The sequence below is a fragment of the Frankia sp. CeTa3Moorea genome (assembly GCF_978021225.1).
The window spans coordinates 39367-60157 of the sequence record NZ_CDXDOR010000010.1; the positions used below are offsets into that span (position 1 = coordinate 39367).

The following is a 20791-nucleotide window of genomic DNA, read 5'->3' on the forward strand; positions in this document are numbered from 1 at the left end:
CGAGCCGAGGATCCGGTATCTCCGGCGGAAGCAGCGGTCTGCCGGTCAACGCCCTCGCACCTTCCCGTCAGCGCGCGGGTCCGCGCGCGGCTGGGCGCGGAGGTCCACGCACAGGCTGTGGATGAGGACCGCACAGCAGGCAAGTCCCACGACGGCCTGCACCACGGCTGGGTGCCACCATCCCGACCAGACCATGAGCATGCTGGTCAGGACGTCGATGGCAAGGCTGATGGCGACGGCAAGCCCGACCCAGGCCGCCGTCCCGTCGACCGGGAACCTGGCCAGCACGGCGGCCCCGGGAAGAAGGAATGCGACGGGGACGGCGAGCAGGACCCGTACCGGAGAATCTGTTCGGCCGACCACAAGAAAGGCGAGCGTCACGGTTACCGCCACAAGCGCCGCCTGCGTTGTTCGGCGGGCGTACACGCTGCTCATGGTTGTGCTCCAGGGGTCGCGGTGGAGATCCGCGGCTCGGGGATGGGCGCCCTGGGAAAGGGTGCGGGGAGAGCACCGGGAGTCGGTGCGTGGTCATGAGGCAGGTCGCAGTGCCGGCGCCGGGCGAGGGCCCGGCTGGCGGCATAGCCGACCGGCCCTCGGGCCATACCGACCAACTCGGTCAAGGCCAGGGACCGGGGATAGTCACGGGATTTGCCGGTGTTCTTGCTGCTGCGTGGGTGGAGAAGATGGTGCAGGCCGCCGGGGACGAGACGGGCGATCTGGAGGCGTTCGGCGGGTTGGGTCGCGATGCGTTTGGTGACCATCGCCCCCAGGCCGGCCCCGTAGTCATACATCTGACGCCGCAGTTCGACAGTGGTCCGCTTGTGCAGGTGGCGGATCAGCGCGGCCGGCTCGTAGACCAAGGCGTGGCCGCTCTGCACCACGGACAGGAAGATGTCGATATCCTCGCCGCCGCGGGCCGCGGTGCCCGTGCCGAGAAATTCGTCGAAACCACCAAGCTGACGCAGCGTATCAGTCCGGAAAGCGCTGTTCGCGCCGCTGCCGAACACGCCCGCGGTATAGGGATAGAGCAGGTCGCCTGATCGATTCTCGGTGCGGTCGAACCGGCGTCGGACGAAGCCCTTGCCGAAGCCGCCGAACTGCTCGAACCACACCTGCGCCGGAGTCGCGAGCTCCAGCGGCCGGATCAGCCCGGTGACGCACGCCACCGTCTCATCGACGACACCCGAGCCGGTGGCGAACCCGGACAGGAGGAACTCCAACCAGCGCGGGTCGACCTCGACGTCGTCGGTGAAGACGACCACCGGTGTGGTCGCGGCGGCCAGTCCGGCGTTGCGGGCCCGGGAAAGCCCCCTCGCGGGCTCGGCGACGTACCGCACCTCGCCGGCCATCCGACCGAGCTGTTCGCGGATGCCGCTGGTGCGCGGCCGGTTGTCGACCACGATGATTTCCTGCGGCGGCACGGACTGCGCCAGGATTCCCGCGAGCGTGGCCGCCAGCGAGGGGGAGGCGACGCAACTTGTCACGACGACGGTGCCGGCGAGTTCGGCGGGGAGCATCGGCCGGCAGACGTCTGACGTCACAACTCCGTCGATCGGGACCGTTTCGGGCACCGCGAGCCCGTCCGCGGTCAGGTGGGCGGCCCCGTCCAGCCACGCCCTGATCTGCCGGTCCGGGGTGTCGACCATCACGGTCAGTCGGGCAAGGGCGAACGGGTCGTCGGCGCCGTGCGACATCATGTTGCGCACCCCGCAGGCGGACGTGAAGCCACCCTGCCCGACGAGCCGCCGGACGGCATGGTCGTAATTGCCGTGGGGGTAGGCGAAGGAGCCCACCGGTGCGCCGATCGCAGCGGTCAACCGGGCGTTGCAGTCGCTGATCTCCCGGCGCGCCTCGGCGCCGCGCAGCATGCCGGCCTGGCCGATCCAGTCGGTGACGACGTAGCAGGTCGCGGTGTCGACCGTCCAACGTCCATAGCTCGCCACCGGATAATCGGTCACCGAGTGGTACAGCAGAATCGGGATCACGGGTACCTCCGACAGGATCGGCTGACGCCGTTCCGTATAGGCACAGATGACCACCGAGAGCCGCGGGCCGGCCGGGAGGGTCATCATGCGTATTCCGTCGCGCCGGTTGTCCTGCGCCGGCCATGGGGAAGGTCACCCGGACTTCGCTGGCTGACGATGGTCGATACCGGCTGACCGGGACGGCTGAGCACCATGCCGTCCCACCTGGCGCTGTTTCGTGACCGAACGGTGAAGTTTTCCGACCATTCGACGAGGATGGTCCGCAGGACGCGCAGACCATCCCGGCCCGCATTCAGGTTGCTCACGCCGTGAAGGCGCTCGTGCTCAAAGCTGCCGACCTCGGTGACCCGCAGGCAGGCCTTGGCCGCGCGGAGGGCGATCAAGGTTTCGATCTCGAAGCCATCGCCATGCCGCCAGCTGCCGTCGGTTTCTCCCGGCGGCAGCCCGAGCATCGGCAGACAATCTCGCCAGAATGCGTTGTAGCCGTAGCACAGGTCGGTGAAGCGGCGGTGGAAGAGCAGGTTGACCAGATGACAGAAGAAGAGATTCCCAAGAGTGCGCAGCAGGGTAATGTCGTTGCTGCCGCCACGGTGGGCGAATCGGGTTCCCTTGACGAAGTCGGCGCCTTGGACGAGGGCCACGAAGAAGGCGGGTATCTCAGCCGGGTCGGCCGAGCCGTCGGCGTCGAGCGTGACCATAATGTCCCCCGATGCCACGGCAAAGCCGCAGGCCATGGCCTTGCCCTTGCCATATCTGTTCTGGCGGACGACGACCACGCCGGGGCGTAGCTCGCGGGCCAGTCGGACGGTGTCATCGGTGGAGTTCCCATCCACCAGGATTATTTCGGCGTCCACCGGAAGTCGGCCAAATACTTCCCGCAGATTCCGCGCCTCGTTGAGCGTCGGAATCACCACGCTTACCGATGGCGAATCACCCGAACCAGACAAGGACGCCCCCCTGGACAGACCTGGATGGCCGGTGGACCACGGTGGAATTTCGTCCTGCCGAGCTTCCGACCACGCGCTCGTCACGCGCCGTGACTCTAAATAATGGATGTTGATAGCTCCGGAATCCCGGGTGCTGGCGTGTCGCCGACGGGGGTCGGGATATTTCCTCATCGTCGGCGGCGGACGGTACGCAACCGGCGGCCCAACCGTTTCCCCGGCCGGTCGGGGCATGGCCAGCGGATGCGCTCACCTAGACACGGGCGCGGCGGCGATACGCGTCCAGACGGGGTGTCCAGACGGGGTTCTGGACGCGCGACCACTGAGGTGCGTACGTTCGCCACGACCGGCGGGTCGCTGGGGCTGCTCACCGACTGGCTCACCTTCGCCGGCTACGGGAGCGGGATCGTTCCAGGTCCAACCCAGCAGCGACTATGAACACCCACTGCCATCCGATGGAGCGGAGAACAACCGATATGGCCAAGGCCGGGGAAACCGCACGACGAAGGCCCGAGGTGCCTGACTCAACCGGAGGGCGGGACGAGGACCCCGCGATGCTCTCGTCGGTGGCGGCCACGCCCCGGGACACAACCATCCCGGCTATTCCGCAACAACGGCAACCAGAGCCGCCGGCAGCCGGGCCGCCGGAGTGGAAGGTCCGGCTGACCGCCAGAATCTTCATCATCGATGCCACGGCAATCACGGTCGCTCTTACCTGTTCCTATGTCCTCCGGTTCGGCATGAATTCGAACCCAACCGTCCACGGGGCGTCATATCTCTCCGTCGCGATAGGTATCGGACTGGGCTGGCTCGCCATGCTCGGCGCCGCCGATACCTATCAGACGAAATATCTGGGCATCGGAACCGAGGAATACCGGCGGATCAGCGTCGCGACGTTCCGACTGTGGGGCACGACGGCGATCCTCTCCTACGTCCTGCGCGCAGAAGTCGCTCGCGGGTTCTGTCTGGTAGTCCTGCCGCTGGGGCTGCTGCTGCTGATTACCGGTCGGATGCTCGCCCGCCGGCGGCTGGTGGCGGCTCGGCGGGCCGGCCGTGCCCGCCACCGAGTTGTCGTCGTCGGTGACCGTAGCACGGTGGCCGAACTCGTCAGCGAGTTCCGATATGAACCCGCGGCCGGATTCGAGATCGTCGGCGCATGCCTACCCCGGCAGGACGACTACTCGGCCGATTATTCTCCCTTTCCCGTCCTAGGTGCCCTGCCGGCGCTGCGGTCCGCCGTCGCCCGCGCCATGGCCGACACGGTGGTGGTCGCCTCGTCCGCGGCGGTCAACATCGAAGCCGCCAAGCGGATCGCCTGGGACCTCGAGGGGACCGGTGTCGATCTCGTCATCGCGTCGAGTATGGCCGGAATCGCCGGGCCGCGGGTGTCCCTGCGGCCGATCGCAGGTCTCCCCCTGCTACACGTGGAGAGCCCGGTCTATACCGGTTGGCGAAAGGTCGCCAAAGACATCTTCGACCGAATCCTTGCCGCCGTGGCCCTCGTTACCCTGTCTCCGCTGCTGCTTCTCGTCGCGTTGACCATCCGGGTCGACAGCACCGGACCGGCGTGGTTTCGCCAGACCCGGGTGGGTAAGGACGGCCGCGAGTTCCAGATCCTCAAGTTCCGGACGATGTACGTGGACGCCGAACGGCGCCGGGCAGCGCTGGAGGAGCGCAACGAGGCTGACGGGCCACTTTTCAAGATTCGCGACGACCCCCGCGTCACTCGGGTCGGACGGACGCTACGGCACCTGTCGATCGACGAGCTGCCGCAACTCGTCAACGTCCTCCGCGGCGAGATGTCGCTGGTGGGGCCGCGGCCGCCGCTGCCGGCAGAGGTCGCTCAATATCACGACTCCGTCCACCGTCGATTCAAGGTCAAGCCCGGCCTGACCGGGCTGTGGCAGGTAAATGGGCGTTCAGAACTGCCCTGGCGGGACGGGGTGCGGCTCGACCTCTACTATGTCGAGAACTGGTCGATCATGCTCGACCTCGCCATCATCGCCCGGACTGTTCGCGCCGTTCTGCGGCGGTCCGGCGCATTCTAGGCTGGCGGAAGGGGCGGATAGCCGGCCCGCCAGTCGGCCCGCCGGGTCCAGACGACGCGCCAGCCGCCGCTCCCGGCGCCGGCCGGCCGGCCGATTACCGTGGCGAGGGCCGCCCGCAGCGCCACCCCGAGAAGCAGCATCGCCAGACACACCGTCCGGCGCCACCCGGTCCAATGGGTCCGCGCCAGTGTCACCTTGCCCGTCATCACCAGCACGTGCTTGTCCGCCCATCCGGCGGAGGACGCACCGCCATGGTGAACCACGACCGCGCCGGGTGTGATCACGGGATCCAGGCCGGCTCGGCGGGCCCGGATCGACAGGTCGACGTCCTCGCCGTACATGAAGAAACGGGGGTCGAAGCCACCGAGCTGCTCGAACAGCGCGCGTGGGATGAGCAACAGGCAGCCCGTCACCACCCCCACGGCCCGAACCGTGTCGCGAGGCCACGGTCCCATTGATTCGGGATCGAACAGGGCCGAACGCCGGAAGGCGGTGGACAGTCCGAGGCCGAAGCACACATGGCTCCAGACGGTCGGGACAGCCCAGCACGACCTGGGGTCGATGGTCCGGTCCGGACCGAGGGTGCGACCGCCGTAGATGCCGTGCCTCGGGTTGGCCCGCGCGAAGTCCAGCAGGTTCGCGACCGCGCCGGGGAGCACCACCGTGTCGGGGTTGAGGAGGAGCAGGTACTCCCCCTTCGCGTGGGAGGCCGCGAGGTTGACCGCCCGGCCGAAGCCGAGGTTCGTCCTCTGCTCGATCAGGTTCACCGCGGGAAACCGATCACGGATGATCGAGACAGAGTCGTCCGTGGAGGCGTTGTCCAGGACGATCATCTCGGTCGCTAGACCGTCGGACGCGGCTACACAGGACTCCAGGCATGCCGCCGTCATGGCGCCGGTGTTGTACGAGACGATCAGGATCGAGACGTCGACGCCCATTTCCCTCTCCAGACCCAGGTAATCTGTGACCCAGGTAATCTGTGTCGGCAGTGGTGGTCCGGCCGTCGGCCGTAACGCTGATCGTGCCAACTGGCCCCGGCCGCCAGTTCCTGCCTCAGCCTAGACGACGGGTTGTCGTTCGGTTGGTTATCCGACCGCGGGCCGGTGGCGTTTCTGGCGCATTCCGGGTCCTCGCAACGCGGGCCAGCATTCCCACCCGGTCCCCGGTCGGCTCCTCGGGGTCAGCAGCTCCTCTGCCAGATCAGTGCCTTTGCGAGGGCGCCCCACTCGTAGGCGATCGCATAAGGCCATTCCCGGAGGCGACGCGGGCCGACCACAGTGACCCGCAGATCACCGTGGAAGCAGCGGCTGATGCGGACACGGGCGCGGGTGTCCTGCGCGCGGCCGGTGACGAAGAGGATCCTGGTCCAGCCATGTCGGGCGGCGAGCTCAGCGGTTGCCCGCGCCTCGCCCCGAGTGGTCACCGGGTGCGGAGAAAAGCAGATCACCTCCACCTTCGGTGCCTCGTGGGCGGAGCACCACCGCATCCCGGGGGTGGACATCACGAGGACGGGAGCGTAACCGGTACGGGCCAGTTCGATCGCCTTGCCGGTTCTGTCCCCCGGACCCGCCAACATGACGATGGCGTCCGCCTGGACGGGCACGTCGGCGGCCGGGAATACGAACAGCCGAAGGGTAAGCGCGGTGAAACCTGCCAGGACCACCGCGAACAGCATCACGATGAGCCGGCGTCGCCCCGCTCGTCCCCACCGGTGGCGCGCAGCCCGGCCCGCCTCCGGCGGGAGGCCGGATGACCGCCGCTCACCGGCCGGCGGTGACGACGCAGCGGAAACCACACCGTCATTCAAACATGCCGGTACCTGACCACGACCGAGGAAATCGTCGGTGCCCGAGGACCCCGGCCGGCCCCGAACCCCCATCTGTCGGTATTTCTCCTGACCACGGATTCTCCGTTTCCCGGGCCGGGCTAGAGGTCTCTCAACAAAGTCGCGAACCGGCGGGCCTGGGCTTCCGTGTTCAGGCGGTGCTCGACGTCCAGGCGGGCGGCCGCACCGAGCGCGGCCGCCCGGTCCGGGTCGAGCACCAGCTGCACGACCGCTTCAGCGAGCGCATCGGTGTCGTAGGGCGGAACGAGAATCCCGGTACGGCCGTGATCGACGTAGTCCCGGATGCCGGGGGTATCGGTCACCACGACGGGACGACCACTGGCCATCGCCTCCAACACGACAGTGACGCCGCTCACGTGAAGATTGGGCCGGAGGCAGACGACCACCATCGATGCGGTCCTGTACAGGTCGCTCACCTCGGGAAGAGTAAGACGGTTCCGACGCCGGCCGAGCCACGGTGGCACGGCCACGTTTCGGGCTGTCACCAGCTCGAGTCTCAGCTCCGCCAGCCTCATCTCCGCCAGCCTGCTCCGCCCCTGGGACAGGCCGCGGACCAACGTTTCGAAGTCGCGGTGCCGGTCATTTCCGATACTCACCACGAGCCCTTTCTCCGGAGGGCTTCCAGAGGGCCGGAAAAATGTGGAGTCGACCCCGAACAGAACGTGCGAGAAACGGCTTTCAGGAATGCCAAGCTGCGTTCGGAGCGGCGGAATCTGGGCGGTGGAAAGCGTAAATATCCGACTGGCCCTTCGCAGGGCACAGCGGGCGATCTCCCGCGAGCCGGGCCGTCGACCGGCGACATCGGCCAGCCAGATCACGCCGGTCACGACGGGTGGGTGGTTTCGCGTTCCCGCCATCAGCGCCGCCGGGACCCCGACCCGCTCGTCCCAGCACAAGGCGACGTCCGAGCTGCGGACCGTTCGACGGGAGGCCGCGGTCTCCACCCACTCATAGCCGCCGAAAATACGTGGACCACGAACGAAGAATGCGTCCCGGGACACCCGCAAGCTAACCGGGGATACTTTCACTGAATAGCGCGCCAACCGGTCGAATCCATACGGAAAAGCGTCCGGAACCTCGCCGCGGCCATGACGCTCGCGCCACTCGTTCGCGTCAAGGCCACCGCTGTAGTGAAGCGCAAGATTACATTCGACCATTGGTCCACCTAAGTTATGATAATTCACGAGAATTCTCATCGCCAGCGCCGGGCGTCACCGCGGGAAGTGTCGTCGGGTCCCCACGCACGCACCCGGTCCGGCCACGATGGTCTACCGTGTGTGCCGCCCGCCTACCTGAATACGACTGCGTCGCGCGGGCCGGCGCCGGCTTGGGGTGATCAGACAGTGGATTTTGTCATGCAACAGTCGGATCGCGCCGACCCGGCGAGCGGAAAAACCCCCGCAGCCCCGGCGCACCATAAGCATGCGCGCGCAAGCGTCGTCATTCCGGCCTATAACGAGGCGGCCGTGATCGGCCGCTGCCTTGACCGGCTCGCCGACGGCGCCGCCCCCGAGGACCTGGAGATTGTCGTGGTCGCCAACGGCTGCTCCGACGAGACCGCCCGTCGGGCCCGCGACCGAGGTGTCCGCTGCGTGGAGACCGCGAAGGCCGGCAAGGCCGCCGCGCTGAACCTTGGCGACGCCGAGGTCACTGCCTTCCCGCGATTCTATGTGGACGCCGACCTGGAGGTGTCCGGCGCCGACCTGCTGCGGGTGGCCGACGTGCTGCGGACCGGCCCGGCACTGGCCGCATCACCGCGCCTGACAATCCATCTTGCCGGCACGAGCCGCGTGGTACGCGACTACTACCGCATCTGGCTGCGGCTGCCCTATGTGCGCAACGGCCGAATCGGTGGGGTCATTGGAGTGAGCGAGCAGGGCCGGACCTATTTCGATCGTTTCCCGGACGCAATCGCGGATGACTTCTTTCTCTATCACCGGTTCGCACCGGATGAGCGATGCACGGTCGACGGCACCTGTTTCGTCGTACATCCGGCCCGGACCGCACGCGACCTCGTTCGACAGAAGAGCCGGGTTTTCGCCGGCAACGCCCAACTGCGCGCCCTCGGGCTGGCGCCCGCGGGCGGTCCCACGAAGGGTGGTCGTGGCCTCGCCGACGGGTCCGTGGACTGGCTCAGGGCGGTCCGCGCCGAGCCCCGCCTGCTCGGCGCGGCGCCGGCGTATCTCGCGGTCTCCACCGTGGCGAAGGTGCTCGCCCGCCGGAAGGTTCGCCGCGGGGATCTCGGCACGTGGGAGCGCGACGGCAGCAGCCGCGGGGGCAGCCCGGCACCATCGCCATCGACGCCGCCATCGCCATCGACATCGTGTCTCTGACCTTGCCTCGGGTCCGGCCACTCATCGGGTCCGGCTACTCATCGGCTCTGGCCACACAGGACCACCGGCCGGCCGGTGTCCGCCCAGACGTTCCCGGCACTGAAGAAAGTGGTCTTACCGGCATCGTCGTTGCCCAGCCGGCAGACACTCCAGCGGAAGCCGCGGCCGAAACGGTTGTCCGTCACGCGGAGGTTCCTGGCAGCGACCACAAGCGTCGTTCCGCCGGCGTTCAACCAATTTTGGTCGATAACCACATCACGGTTACCTCCGTTCGCCCACTCCAGAAAGACGACGGCTGTCTGGGTCTTGTCGTACGGGGAGAGGTCGAGGTTGTTACACACCACACTCAGGTCCCGGACGCCGCGGACCTGGATGCCGTCGGTATGGGCCCCTTTCGGTGGCCTTCGGTCATGGACGTAGTTATGACGGATGGTGACGCCGGAAACCGGTCCGAGCGTGGACGAGATGTGGAAGCCATCGTCGCCACCGGAAAGATTACTGTACTGGATGACGTGACCTGCGCCACCTCTGATTGCGATCCCACTTGTCGCCACGTGATCGATCAGCACATTACTTCCGCGCACGCGGATGCCATCGTGGACGATCGAGTTTCTTATCGTCACGTTGTCGGCGTAGATGTCGATGAGTCCGGAGAACTCCTTGTTCTCCAGCACCTGTCCGGGAGTGGCCAGTTTCCCGGCGGGCATCGGCTGGAACCGGGATCCGGGCGCGGGGCCGGTGTTCGAGGCGTCCGGCTTGCGGTCGCATCCTCGGGCCGCGGCCGGGTCGCCCCCTGGTAGGCCGCGGGTCGCGGCACCGCCATCCGGTGAAACCCCGGCCGGGACAGTGGCCGGGACAGTGGCGGGGGCCGGTGTGCCCGCCGTCCGCGCGGGCCCGTCTCTCGAGCGAAGGGCGACCAGCAGCCCACCGCCCGCCACCAGCGCCACGAGCACCGCCACGGATCCAATCAGGACATACCGGTGTCGATTGGTCAAATCAGCGCGAGCCATCGAATCCTTCCAGGGATATCCCACTGAGCCGGGGGCCGCGCCGTACCGGCCCTTTTCGCGGGTCTGGAGACCCGAGCGGGGAACTCCAGCCGGTCTACGCCTGCACTGCCAGGAGACGGGGCTCGGCGGGCGCGGCCGGGCCGAGGACGAAGTCCAGGAAGGCGACGTGCCGAGCGGACCAACTGTTGTCCGCGACGAAATCCAGCCGGTCAGCCTCCGTGACGGCCGGCCAGGTCAGGACCTCGTTCATCGCCACCACCGGATCGTCCCCCGGGCGCAGCAGCCGGACCCGCCGCCCGATGCCCCGAACCGGGGCAAGGTCCGTGGCGAGGACGGGACGCCCGGCTGCCAGATATTCGTAGATCTTGATGGGGTCCATGGCCTCGGTCAACGGAGTGCTCCGGTGGGTGAGCAGGCACACGTCGGCCGCGGCGATCAGACCGGTCACAGCCGGCCGGGGCAGATGGCCGGGCAACCGCACCGACCGCAGCATCCGCAGCGACCGGACGGAGGCCTCGTCCGGGATGGGGCCGGCCAGAATCACGGTGCCAGCCGACGCCAGGCGGCGAATCATGTCCAGATCGAGGCGGGTGTCGACGGTGCCCGCGTACACGCACCACGGCCGTGGGAGGCGCCGGAGCCAGTCCGGCGGGGACGGCGGGCGCAGCCACTCGGCCGGATCGACACCGTTGTGCACGACCAGCCCGGCACCGGTCGGCCCGGCACCGGTCGGATGGAGGCGTTCCAGCAGCGGCCTGGACACCGCGATGACCGGCAGCCGCCGGCGCCGGATCTCCTCGTAGGCATGCCGGAAGGCCGGATGCCACCGTCGTAGCGGTGGGTAGGTCGCCCAGTCGTCCCGGGCGTAATACATGACCGAGCCGGCCCAGGACATGTCGGCGAAGCCCGCCAGCGGTGGATACATAGTGATCACGACGGGTCGTTTGCAGCCGGCCCGGCCCGCGGCCCGGCCGAGCCTCCTGTCATACCGCCGATAGGCCGCCCGCAGCGACGGCAGCGTCACCGGGTCCTTGCGGCGCCACCGCTGCGGCGACACCAGATGCCCCTCAACGCCACCGGACGGTGGCAGGACGGTGGTCCGGCCGCCCCGCAGCACCGTACCGAGGTGGCTCCGGAACGGCTCGGCCACGACCACGCGCCGGACCCTGGGCGATCGCAGCAGGGTAAGCAGTAGACGATCGGGAGGACGCATGTACGCCCTGATCGCCATGTCCTGGAGCGTCTCGACCGGCAGGGCCAGCACCACGTCCCGCTGGTCCGCCGTGGGGGCATCTTCCATAAGAGTGGACTCCTTCACCGTTGAGCCGTCGGGTTCACCCGTGAGCCGTCGGGCCCAGCGCGTCGTCTCTGCGCGACGACGCCGGAGCAGGCTGCCCCGAGCCGGCGCTCGCGCGCCGGGCACACTGCAGTAGGTCCGCCAACGCGGGTGGGCGTTGTCTCCACGTGATCATGATGTAGGTTGCGGCACCGGCCAACACGCTCGCCAACAGGCACACCGGGCGGGCAAGCCGGAACCCGTGGGTGAGCCATTGGACAGCGGCCATCATGGCGACGGTCCCCGCGGTCGCCACGACGTGCGGCCAGACCGCGGTGACCAACTCGCGCGGCTTCGCGTCCACCAGTCTGAAGGGAATCGCGAAGCCGGGCGGTAGCAGGAGGACGATCACGATGGCGTACGCCGCCGCGACCCCGTTGATTCCCCACGGCAGGCCGGCGAAGTAGCTGCCGAGCATCAGCAGGCCGGAGAAGATTCCCCAGCGCAGCAGCAGGTCGGTTCTTCCCTTCACGTTGTAGAGGACCCCGACGCTGAAACTCACCGACTGGATGCCGCCGATCGGGGCGAGCAGCCAGATGAGCGGCACCAGCCGTTCCCAGCGCGCGCCGAGCACGACCAGGACGACGTCGCGCGCGACGACAGTGAGTCCGGCCATGACCGGAAAACAGACCAGAGCGGCGACCGCGCATGACCGGAAATAGACCCGGCGGATCGCGGCGTGATCGTCCTGGAGTCGGGACAGACCGGCGAACATGACTTCCTGGAACGCCGTGGAAACAGTGCTCACCGGATACATGAGCACCCGCTGCGCCAGGCCATAGTAGCCCAACTGCTGGGCTCCGAGGAAATGCCCGACAATCACCTTGTCGCCGTGCAGCAGAAAGAAGTTGAAGACGCTGAACCCGCTCAGGTTGGCGCTGAAACGCAGCACGGACCTGACCTCGGCGGGGCTGAACGACGCCCTGGGACGCCACGGCGACTGCAGCCACGCGACGAGGGTGGTGACCCCGAATCCGACCAGATAGCCGATGACCAGTGACCACACCTGGTAGCCCAGCAGGGCGAGCAGGATCGAGCAGGCCGCGTTGGCCGCTGTCCCGATGATGTTCGCCGCGGCGACGGCACCGAACTTCATCTCCCGGCGGAGCAGCCACTGCTGCAGGTCACCGAGGCTGGCGAGCAGCAGGCCGAGGCCCAGGACCTGGAGCACGGGCGTCAGCGCCGAGTCACCGTACAGGCTGGCCAGGCCGGGCGCCAGCAACGCCAGCAGGCCCGAGATGACCAGACCAAGCCCGATGTTGAGGAAAAAGACGCTGCTGAGCAGCCGCTCGCTGATCTTGTCTCGTTGGACAACCGCCATGCCGGTCCCGAAACCCCGCAGAATTTCGAGGAACATCACGATGACCAGCGCCATCGTCATGAGACCGAACGCCCGCGGTTCGAGCAGATGAGCCAGGACGACCTGGACCAGCAGGCGGGTGACCTGCACGACAACCTGGTTCACCGACATCCACCGGGCGCCGCTGGCCATCGAACCGCGCGGCGCCCGACGGGGCAGCGACGGCTCCGCCACGGTCTCCCCCGCCCCCAACAGGGCGGACGACCGGGTCACGGCCGGTGGCTGGCTCACCGCTGCCACCCGGAGGCCAGGACCGCCGGTGCGGGGGTCATCCGCCAGAGTGCTCCGGCGCAGCCGATGAGCAGGAACAGCAGGCCGGCAAGCATCGCGAAGCTCAGGGCGTCGAAGGTGAGGAAGCTGACGACCCCGGCCAGGATCGAGGCCATCAACGCCTGGCCGAGTTCCCGGTCACGCTGTTCCCGGGCCCGACGCCGCGCCCCGCGGGCCACCAAGAGACCGACGGCGACCCAGACCAGCAGCACGGTTGTCCCGACGACTCCGGTCTCCAGCACCAAGCCGAGTAGCTGATTGTCAAGGTAGAAGTACTGGTGGGGGGTGAATGTGCCCAGTCCACGGCCGAGGAGCGGCCTTTGCGTGAACAACTTCCAGACCTGGGCGTAGTCCTCGGTGCGGCCGGTCACGCTGGGGTCCGCGCCGGCCCGCAGGAACAGCGAGACGGTCGCCTCGAGCAGACCGGGAAACAGCGTGTGCAGGACGAGGACGGACCCGGCCAGCGCCAGCAGGCCGTTGAGGCGGCGGCGGACCGGCCAGACCGCCGTCAGGGTCAGGATCGCCACGGCGACGCTCACAGCGGTGCTTCGCGAGACGCTCATCGGCAGGACGGCCCCGATGACGGCGACCTGGGCCCAGGCACCGACCCGCGCCCACCCGCGGGCGGCGACGGCGTAGTACAGGGCCAACGGCAACACCACGGCCAGGACAACCCCGAACTCGATCGGATGCACGGCCGTCGCGGCGACCCGCTCGAAGCCAGACCGGACGTCGACGCGATCGACGTCCGGTCTGAGCGACATTCCCGGGGGGACCAGGACGGCGCTGTAGTTACGACCGGTCAGAAACTCGATCCCGCCGATGGTGGCCATGAAGGTGGCGCCCAACACCACCCGGCGCAGCAGGCTGTCCAGCCGGGTCCGGCACCGGATCGCATCGGCGGCCAACAGCGTCACCCCGGCCTGCGCCACGACCGTCACGAGACTGCGATGAGCGGAGCTGACCTCTGTCGCTTCCACCACGCGGGTGAACATCATCGCGAAACTGAGCGTGAGAACCCATACGAGTACCAGCGTCGCGGCTCGCACCGGCTGGAACACCGGGTCGAACCGGGCGCGTCGTGCGGCCTGGTGAACCAGCCAGCCGGCAAGACAGCAAAGGCCGACGGGCACGGTCAGCTTCCCCAACGGCGGGAGCCGGTAGGTCGCCGGCACGGCGAAGAGAACGAAGACCATCAACGTCAGCAGCGTCACCGCGTCCCGCCGACTCGCCAGCAGGGGCACCGCCACGGCCGGGACGGCCAGCACCACGGCCGGCCCGACCGGCCCGAGCACCATCGCCGCCGCTACGGCGGCGGATCCGAACGCGACCGCGGCGAGCACCGGCCCGGCGGCGCCGGGTGCCTGGCCGGCACCGAACGGCCCGGCCCCCGGCGCCGCCCGGCCGGCGAGAGAGCCGGCGGTCATCCGGCCACCAGCCCGCTGGTCACCGGTTCACCTCTCACCGGTTCGCCTCGAACCGCCAGGCGACCCGTCGAGTGCCCGCCATGGGATCTTCGGGGAGTGCGTGCCGTCCGCGCCGGCCCCGGCCACGGCTGGCGCCCGCCCGGGCGGGACCGTAATGCTCCGCCCCTCCCCGTGACCGGGCCCGGCGCCCGGCCTCAGCGTCGACGGCAAGCGCCAGCCCCAGCGCCGCTGCCACGCCGAGGAACGCGACGGTGCCAAGCAGCTTGAGGCTACGGGCGGGCTGCACGCTCGTCAGCGGCGGCTCGGACAGCGGCGCTATCCGGTAACGCTGGTCCGGCGGCACAGCAGACTGCAGATCGTTCGACTTCGCGGTGATCACACGTACCACCTGATCCAGGGTGCGAGTGGCCTCGGTGGGATCGGCGGCCGTGGCCGTTACATCGAGGAATACCGTCTCCGGTTGCACCGAGATCTCGTAGTCACCATGGAATCCAGCCGAACGGATCTCCTCCCGCACCTGCCGAGAGTTCATGATCTTCGACTCCGTGAGAGCCAGCAACTTGAGTGAATCGCCAAAGTAGGAGAGCGGGTTGACGGGCTGCAGGATAAACCCGGAACCGGAGGAGGATGTGGCGAGCTTCTGCTCCACCGACGGGCCGACCACGAGGACCATGGCCTTCGACTGGTAGACAGGCTTGGCGACAGACATCGTGATCCCGATTGCGGCCGCCGTGGCGAGCAGGATCGGAAGCATGACATACCATCGGCGGAACGCCGTTCTGGAGATCGTCACGATGTCCATGTCGGGCTCCCCCGGTAAGCCGACGACGCCGACGGCGAGGCCTGGTCCGCACCATGACCGGAAGGTTCTGTCATTCGGGGCTCCAAGGATTCATGCGCCTGAACCGATCCCATCATCAGCCTGGATCGATTCAATGTAGTCGCCCTGCGCCGCGCCGATATGCAGGCCGACCCGCGTGTCGTCGCGCTACCCGGACCGGTGGGAGGGGGACTTCGCGGCGAGTCGGGTCCCGATTCGGGTCCCGAATGCCATGCGTACCTCGCCGCCCATGTGCCGAGCATGGGGCAATGCCCACTGCCGCCCCAGAACCGCCAGGCAGCGAGCCCGCTCGACCCAGTCGAGCCGGTCGTGGGACAGGATCACGTGAATCATCCGGACGGTCTTCTCCACCATCGGCAGCGACGGTGCCTGCCGGTGCGGGTCAAACCACAGAGCGCGTTCCGCAGCACCCGGGTTGGCATTCATCGAAGTGTTCTCGTGGAAACGCCTGAGAAACAGGCGTTCGGGCACCTCGACAAACTGTCCACCCAGGGCGAGCTGCGCCAGGAGAACCACGTCGGAACCGACGTACTTTCCGATGAGATCCGTCTTCAGGAGCGATTCTGCCCGTATGATACCGAATACCGGATGGTATTCGGTGCGGGTCGACAGGAAGTGTCGCAGACGCTCGTGCGGCGTCGGCTCACACAGGTTCATCCCATCCTCGAAGCCACCGGTCACCGTATCGTTCAGGTCGATGAGCGCCGTTTTGGGGTAGGCCAGGACGGCAGTGGGCGACGCGGCGGTCAGGGCCGCGACGCACCGGCTGACGAACGCGGGGGCGCAGAGGTCGTCGTGGGCGGCCCACTTGAAGTAGGTTCCCTCGGCGAGGTGGACGATCCGGTTGTAGTTCCAGGCCGCGCCGCGGTTCACCGGACTCCGGTGGTACTCGATCCGCGGATCCCGGCGGACGAATTCCCGGCAGATCTGCTCGGTTCGGTCGGTACTGCCGTTGTCGGCGATGACGATCTGAAGGTTCGGGTAGTCCTGCACGACGATCGACTCCAGCGCCCGGGCCAGGAAGTTCTCCCCGTTGAAGACGGGTAGTCCCACCGTCACGAGCGGCCGGGCGGGCGGGCGGGGTGACGGGACACCAGGCCCCGCCTGGCGATCATGCCCCTTGCGTCGGGCCTCACCCTGGGTGCCGCTGTCGACAGGTATGGCCATTCTCCATCGTCCCTCCGTCCGGCCGGAGCCGGACCTCTGCTGACGAGATTGTCAACTACTAAGTGGCACGACCTCCGCGGGCACACCCAGTTCCGCCAACCGGCCGCGCACCTCGTCCAGATACAGCGGATTCGGGAGAAAAACGCGCCCCACCCGCTCCACCGACAAGTCCTCGGGTGCCAACACCGGATGCCCGGTGCCGGGCACGAACAAGCCCCTCTTCCGCGGGTTGAGGTCGACGACTCCCCGCACGGCGGAACCGGCGTCCAACACGTTGAGGAATGCCACCCCCTTGGACCCCGCCCCCCAGACCAGCGCACGCGGCGCGTCCCAGGCGGAATCGGCGGCCGTCGCCAGGTCGGCGAGATGCGCGGACCAACGCCCGACAACCTCCCGGTAGACGTCACCGAACTTTCTGGCCTGGACCACGAACCGGTCCGTCGCCACCACGTCCTCGCCGGCGGCCGGTCCGATCCGACCGGGCGGACGGGCCGGCGGCGCCGTCCTGGCCTCGATCCAGAGGAACTGGTCACCGTAGGACGTCCCGGCGTCGGTGACGGTGAACCCGGCCGCGCTCACCACCCGCCGGAGTCCGGCCGGCGAGAAGTACGACACGTGCGGGTAGATGAAGTCCCACACCCCCGCCTCGCCGAGGACGAAGCCGCCGTTGGGCACCTCGAGATACAGCGATGCGTCCCGGCCGCCCAGCGCATTGCGGATATCGGTCAGGAAGCCCAGTGGATCGGACACGTGCTCAAGGACGTGCCGGCAGACGACAAGATCTGCCGGGAGATGGGAATAGCGCGGACCGTACAGGTCGACCACAAAGGTCACCGCGGCGTTGTCGGCACGTTCGGGGCCGATGTAGGTCGGGTCGTACCCGGTTCCGGCACACAGTCCCCGGGCGCACAACAGGCGCAGGAAGTCCCCCTTGCCCGACCCGATCTCGACAATCTCCCGCCCCACCAGGTTGTGCCGGACGATCAGACGGTCCGCCAACGCCTCGGCGTACGCCCGGAAGGCGGGCGAGAAGTGCAGCGAGTTGTCATACTCGCCGCCGTACTCGACGAGCCCGGCCTCGAACGCGACATTGACCACGGTGCCGCACTCGGCACACAGCGACAGCTCCAGAGCACGGCGCTGCGCGGCCATAGCGGCCTCCCGCGACGGCCACAGCACGCCGGTCATCACCGGCGAACGCTCAACACGTACCAGGTCTTCGAGCGCGGTGCCCTGGCACGCCGGACAGACATTGGTCACCGGACAGACGTTGTTCACCAGACAGACATTGCTCACTCAGACGGCCCTCAGCTCGGTGTCGACACCCAGCCGGGTCAACTCCCCCGCGATCTCGTCACGATAGATCGGATTCATGATGATCAGAAGGTCCGGCCTGTCTTCCCGCAGCCACTCGGACGGGACGATGCGGTGGCCGCTGCCCGCCATGAACATGCCGTGTTTGTGCGGGTTGATGTCGACGGCGTAGCGGACCAGGCCGGCGGCCGGGCCGAGGGTCGCCAGAAACGACACACCTTTGGAGCCCGAACCCCAGATCGCCGCCTTTTCGCCGCGCTGCTGCCCGTGCCGCAGCATCTCGCTCCACCGGTTCAGCGTCGTGGCCACCTCACGCTGGAAATGCCGTACCCCGACGCGCAGGGTGGCCAGGTCGTCCTCGATCGGCAGCGGGTCACCGGCCGCCGGAACGGTGGACGGCCGCGCCTCGATCAGCAGGTACTGGTCGTCATAGTCGAGGGAGACGTCGAGCACCTCGAACCCGGTAGCTCGGAACAACCTCGCCAGCGAACCGGCGCTGAAATAGGAGCAGTGCTCGTAGTACACATCCCAGAACGCCGCCTCCTGCAGCACCCGCAGGACGTCTGGCAGCTCAAAGAGGACCGGGATATCGGTCCGGTCACCGATCGCGGCCCGGATCATTCGCATGAAGTCGCCGACCGGCGCGATGTGCTCCAGGGTGTGCCGGCACACGACGGCGTCGGCGGTCAGGTGCGCATACCGCTCGGAGTAGAGGTCCGTGATCCAGGTCAGCCGGCCGGCAACCGGGCTGGTGATGCGCTCGGGCCGGACACCCGGGTCGATCCCGATGCCGGCGCCGGCACCCTGCTCGACCATGTGGACGAGAAACTCACCCTTGCCGCACCCGATCTCCAGGACCGTCTTCCCGTACAGGTCGTACTTGTCGGTCCAGCGCTTGGCAAGGTCCCGCGCGAACTCCTGAAAGCGGGTGGAGAATGCCTGCGTCTCCTCATAACGGGCGGAATACTGATTCTTGGCCGGATCGAAGGCCGTGTTCATGATGAAGCCGCAGCCCTCGCAGAAGGCGATCCGCAGGTTACCCCTCGGGAACGCCCGGGCCTCGTCCTCGCCGGCCAGCAGCAGACAACTGTGCGACGGGACGTCGTCCTTTGTATAGAAGGAGGTGAGACGGGAACCGCCGCAGGCAGGGCAGGCGCTGGACTGGTCAGTCATGGTACGACCCTCGGTGTCGGAACGGGAAGGATGAACCGGCCGCCCCGCCGCGGGTACGGCGGGTACCGCGGGTACGGCAGGGTACGTCGAGCCGCGGGAGTGGCAGCCGAGCACGCTCATAGCACCCGCATCGGTGCGGCCGACCGCAGGGTGGCGTCGAGCAGACCGTCCGCCATGAGTTGCTGGATGCGCCGGATCCGCTGGAAGCGGGAGCCGATCAGGTCCTCCTTGGTCAGCCAGGCGGCGACGTAGGCCAGGTAGAGCTCCTCGACCCCCTTGCGGACGGTCCACACCGGCCGGAATCCCGGTATCTCCTCGGCGATACGGTCGCAGTCCACCCGGTAGTTCCGCTTGTCCGGCCCGGCCGTATCCGCGAAGACCACCCGGCCGCCCGGCACGACCTCCTCGACGATCGCGGCCACGTCGCGTATCCGATAGTTCTCCGCCGACCGGCCGACGTTGTAGGCCTTGAGGTGGATCTTCTCGCGGGGCGCCTCGCACACGGCGAGCATCGCCCGGGCGATGTCCTCGATGTGTACCAGCGGCCGCCACGGCGTCCCGTCGCTCTTGAGGTAAACCTCGCCGGTCGTCACCGCGTAGCCGGTGAGATTGTTCACCACGAGGTCACCACGCAGTCGGGGTGAGACGCCGTACGCCGTGGCGTTGCGCAGGAAGACCGGGCTGAAATCGTCGTCGGCAAGCTCGGCGAGCTCCCGTTCGGCGATCACTTTTGACTCGCCGTAGGGGGTCACCGGATGAAACTCGGCCGACTCGTCGATGGGCGCGTCTCCGTGCGCGCCATAGAGGCTGCACGAGGACGAGAAGACGAAACGCGGTACGCCCGCGGCCTTGGCGGCGCGCCCGACCAGCAACGTCCCCCGGGCGTTGATGTCATAGGTCACGGCTGGGTTCAGATCACCCAGCGGATCATTGGATATGCCCGCCAGATGGACCACCGCGTCGTAACCCTCCAGATGGGACGGCCGGACGTCCCGAATATCAAGTTTCAACGCCGGCACGAAGTCCGGATCGAGTCCGAGGGTACACCCAGAGAACAGTCCGCTGTCCAGACCCACCACATCGTGCCCGGCGGCCCGGAAGAGCGGGACGAGACGGGTTCCTATATATCCGTCGTGTCCGGTGACCAGAATACGCATCGAGCTCAGTCCCATACCTTCCAGGGCGCACAGCCGCCATCCCACAGCGACTGCAGGAGTTTGCGGTCGCGTACCGTGTCCATACACTGCCAGAAGCCGCCATGCCGATATGCCATGAGCTGACCGTCCTTGGCGAGCCGCTCAAGGGGCTCCTTCTCGAACTGGGTGTCGTCGCCGGCAATGTAGTCGAAAACCTGCGGTTCTAGGACGAAGAAGGCACCGTTGATCCAGCCCTCACCGGCCTGTGGTTTCTCCGAGAACTCCACGATCTGGTCCCCGGCCAGCTCGAGGTGCCCGAACCGGGCGGGTGGCCGCACGGCGGTCAGCGTGGCGATCCTGCCATGCGAGCGGTGGAAGTCGAGCAACGTGTTGAGATCGATGTCCGCTACGCCGTCCCCCCAAGTCAACATGAACGTCCCCGTGCCACCGAGCCAGGGCGCGAGTCGCCTGATACGACCGCCGGTGGCGGTATTCTGACCGGTGTCGACCAGATTTACACGCCAATCCTCCGAGGTGCCCCCGTGCCGTTCCACATCGCCATTCCGGAGCGACACCGTGAGATCACTGGTCAGCGCCGCGT

Annotated in this window: 18 protein-coding genes; 2 read left to right on the forward strand and 16 right to left on the reverse strand. The window is 67.8% G+C overall.

What is annotated here, in order from left to right:
• Positions 1-45: 45 nt before the first annotated feature.
• The 3 genes from AC08OV_RS03655 to AC08OV_RS03665 are packed head-to-tail and all read right to left on the reverse strand — an operon-like array spanning position 46 to position 2932.
• Positions 46-435 (reverse strand): hypothetical protein, encoded by a 390-nt coding sequence (locus tag AC08OV_RS03655; RefSeq protein ID WP_476612319.1) that lies wholly within the window; start codon positions 433-435, stop codon positions 46-48.
• Positions 432-2072 (reverse strand): glycosyltransferase, encoded by a 1641-nt coding sequence (locus AC08OV_RS03660; RefSeq protein WP_476619292.1) that lies wholly within the window; start codon positions 2070-2072, stop codon positions 432-434. The genes AC08OV_RS03655 and AC08OV_RS03660 overlap by 4 nt, the downstream gene beginning before the upstream one ends.
• Positions 2069-2932, reverse strand: a complete 864-nt coding sequence (locus tag AC08OV_RS03665) for a glycosyltransferase family 2 protein (RefSeq protein ID WP_476619293.1) — start codon at positions 2930-2932, stop codon at positions 2069-2071. Before AC08OV_RS03665 ends, AC08OV_RS03660 begins: the two co-directional genes overlap by 4 nt.
• A 512-nt stretch (positions 2933-3444) precedes the next feature.
• Between AC08OV_RS03665 and AC08OV_RS03670 the strand changes: the two genes are divergently transcribed.
• On the forward strand, positions 3445-4977 hold the full coding sequence (locus AC08OV_RS03670) for a sugar transferase (protein WP_476612316.1): 1533 nt from the start codon (positions 3445-3447) through the stop codon (positions 4975-4977).
• Here the strand turns inward: AC08OV_RS03670 and AC08OV_RS03675 are convergent.
• The 3 genes from AC08OV_RS03675 to AC08OV_RS03685 form a co-directional block, all read right to left on the reverse strand.
• Positions 4974-5915 carry a glycosyltransferase family 2 protein gene (locus AC08OV_RS03675; protein WP_476612315.1) on the reverse strand — a complete coding sequence of 314 codons (942 nt, stop codon included), beginning with the start codon at positions 5913-5915 and terminating at the stop codon, positions 4974-4976. The two genes, AC08OV_RS03670 and AC08OV_RS03675, sit on opposite strands and share 4 nt — an antisense overlap.
• A gap of 242 nt (positions 5916-6157) precedes the next feature.
• Positions 6158-6640 carry a YdcF family protein gene (locus tag AC08OV_RS03680; protein WP_462188456.1) on the reverse strand — a complete coding sequence of 161 codons (483 nt, stop codon included), beginning with the start codon at positions 6638-6640 and terminating at the stop codon, positions 6158-6160.
• Between the two features lie 263 nt (positions 6641-6903).
• Positions 6904-8019: a glycosyltransferase family 4 protein gene (locus AC08OV_RS03685; RefSeq protein WP_476619294.1), complete on the reverse strand. Its 1116-nt coding sequence runs from the start codon at positions 8017-8019 to the stop codon at positions 6904-6906.
• A gap of 159 nt (positions 8020-8178) precedes the next feature.
• Between AC08OV_RS03685 and AC08OV_RS03690 the strand changes: the two genes are divergently transcribed.
• Positions 8179-9156 (forward strand): glycosyltransferase family 2 protein, encoded by a 978-nt coding sequence (locus AC08OV_RS03690; RefSeq protein WP_476612313.1) that lies wholly within the window; start codon positions 8179-8181, stop codon positions 9154-9156.
• Positions 9157-9194: 38 nt separating this feature from the next.
• On the opposite strand, the gene AC08OV_RS03695 is transcribed toward AC08OV_RS03690, so the two are convergent.
• The 10 genes from AC08OV_RS03695 to AC08OV_RS03740 form a co-directional block, all read right to left on the reverse strand.
• Entirely contained in the window at positions 9195-9830 is a 636-nt protein-coding gene (locus tag AC08OV_RS03695; protein ID WP_476612312.1) for a right-handed parallel beta-helix repeat-containing protein, read from the reverse strand.
• Between the two features lie 430 nt (positions 9831-10260).
• Entirely contained in the window at positions 10261-11466 is a 1206-nt protein-coding gene (locus AC08OV_RS03700) for a glycosyltransferase (protein WP_476612311.1), read from the reverse strand.
• Between the two features lie 34 nt (positions 11467-11500).
• On the reverse strand, positions 11501-13093 hold the full coding sequence (locus AC08OV_RS03705) for a lipopolysaccharide biosynthesis protein (protein ID WP_476612310.1): 1593 nt from the start codon (positions 13091-13093) through the stop codon (positions 11501-11503).
• Positions 13090-14559, reverse strand: a complete 1470-nt coding sequence (locus tag AC08OV_RS03710; protein WP_476612309.1) for an O-antigen ligase family protein — start codon at positions 14557-14559, stop codon at positions 13090-13092. The genes AC08OV_RS03705 and AC08OV_RS03710 overlap by 4 nt, the downstream gene beginning before the upstream one ends.
• A gap of 34 nt (positions 14560-14593) precedes the next feature.
• Positions 14594-15361 carry a Wzz/FepE/Etk N-terminal domain-containing protein gene (locus AC08OV_RS03715; protein WP_476612308.1) on the reverse strand — a complete coding sequence of 256 codons (768 nt, stop codon included), beginning with the start codon at positions 15359-15361 and terminating at the stop codon, positions 14594-14596.
• Between the two features lie 186 nt (positions 15362-15547).
• On the reverse strand, positions 15548-16567 hold the full coding sequence (locus tag AC08OV_RS03720) for a glycosyltransferase family 2 protein (protein ID WP_476619295.1): 1020 nt from the start codon (positions 16565-16567) through the stop codon (positions 15548-15550).
• A gap of 51 nt (positions 16568-16618) precedes the next feature.
• Positions 16619-17863: a class I SAM-dependent methyltransferase gene (locus AC08OV_RS03725; protein ID WP_476619296.1), complete on the reverse strand. Its 1245-nt coding sequence runs from the start codon at positions 17861-17863 to the stop codon at positions 16619-16621.
• On the reverse strand, positions 17864-19054 hold the full coding sequence (locus AC08OV_RS03730; protein ID WP_476615473.1) for a class I SAM-dependent methyltransferase: 1191 nt from the start codon (positions 19052-19054) through the stop codon (positions 17864-17866). It lies immediately after the preceding gene.
• A gap of 116 nt (positions 19055-19170) precedes the next feature.
• Complete coding sequence (locus AC08OV_RS03735) at positions 19171-20211, reverse strand: NAD-dependent epimerase/dehydratase family protein (RefSeq protein WP_462186774.1); 1041 nt, start codon at positions 20209-20211, stop codon at positions 19171-19173.
• A gap of 5 nt (positions 20212-20216) precedes the next feature.
• Positions 20217-20791: sugar phosphate nucleotidyltransferase (locus AC08OV_RS03740; RefSeq protein ID WP_476619297.1), on the reverse strand; the 575-nt coding region annotated here is incomplete at its 5' end.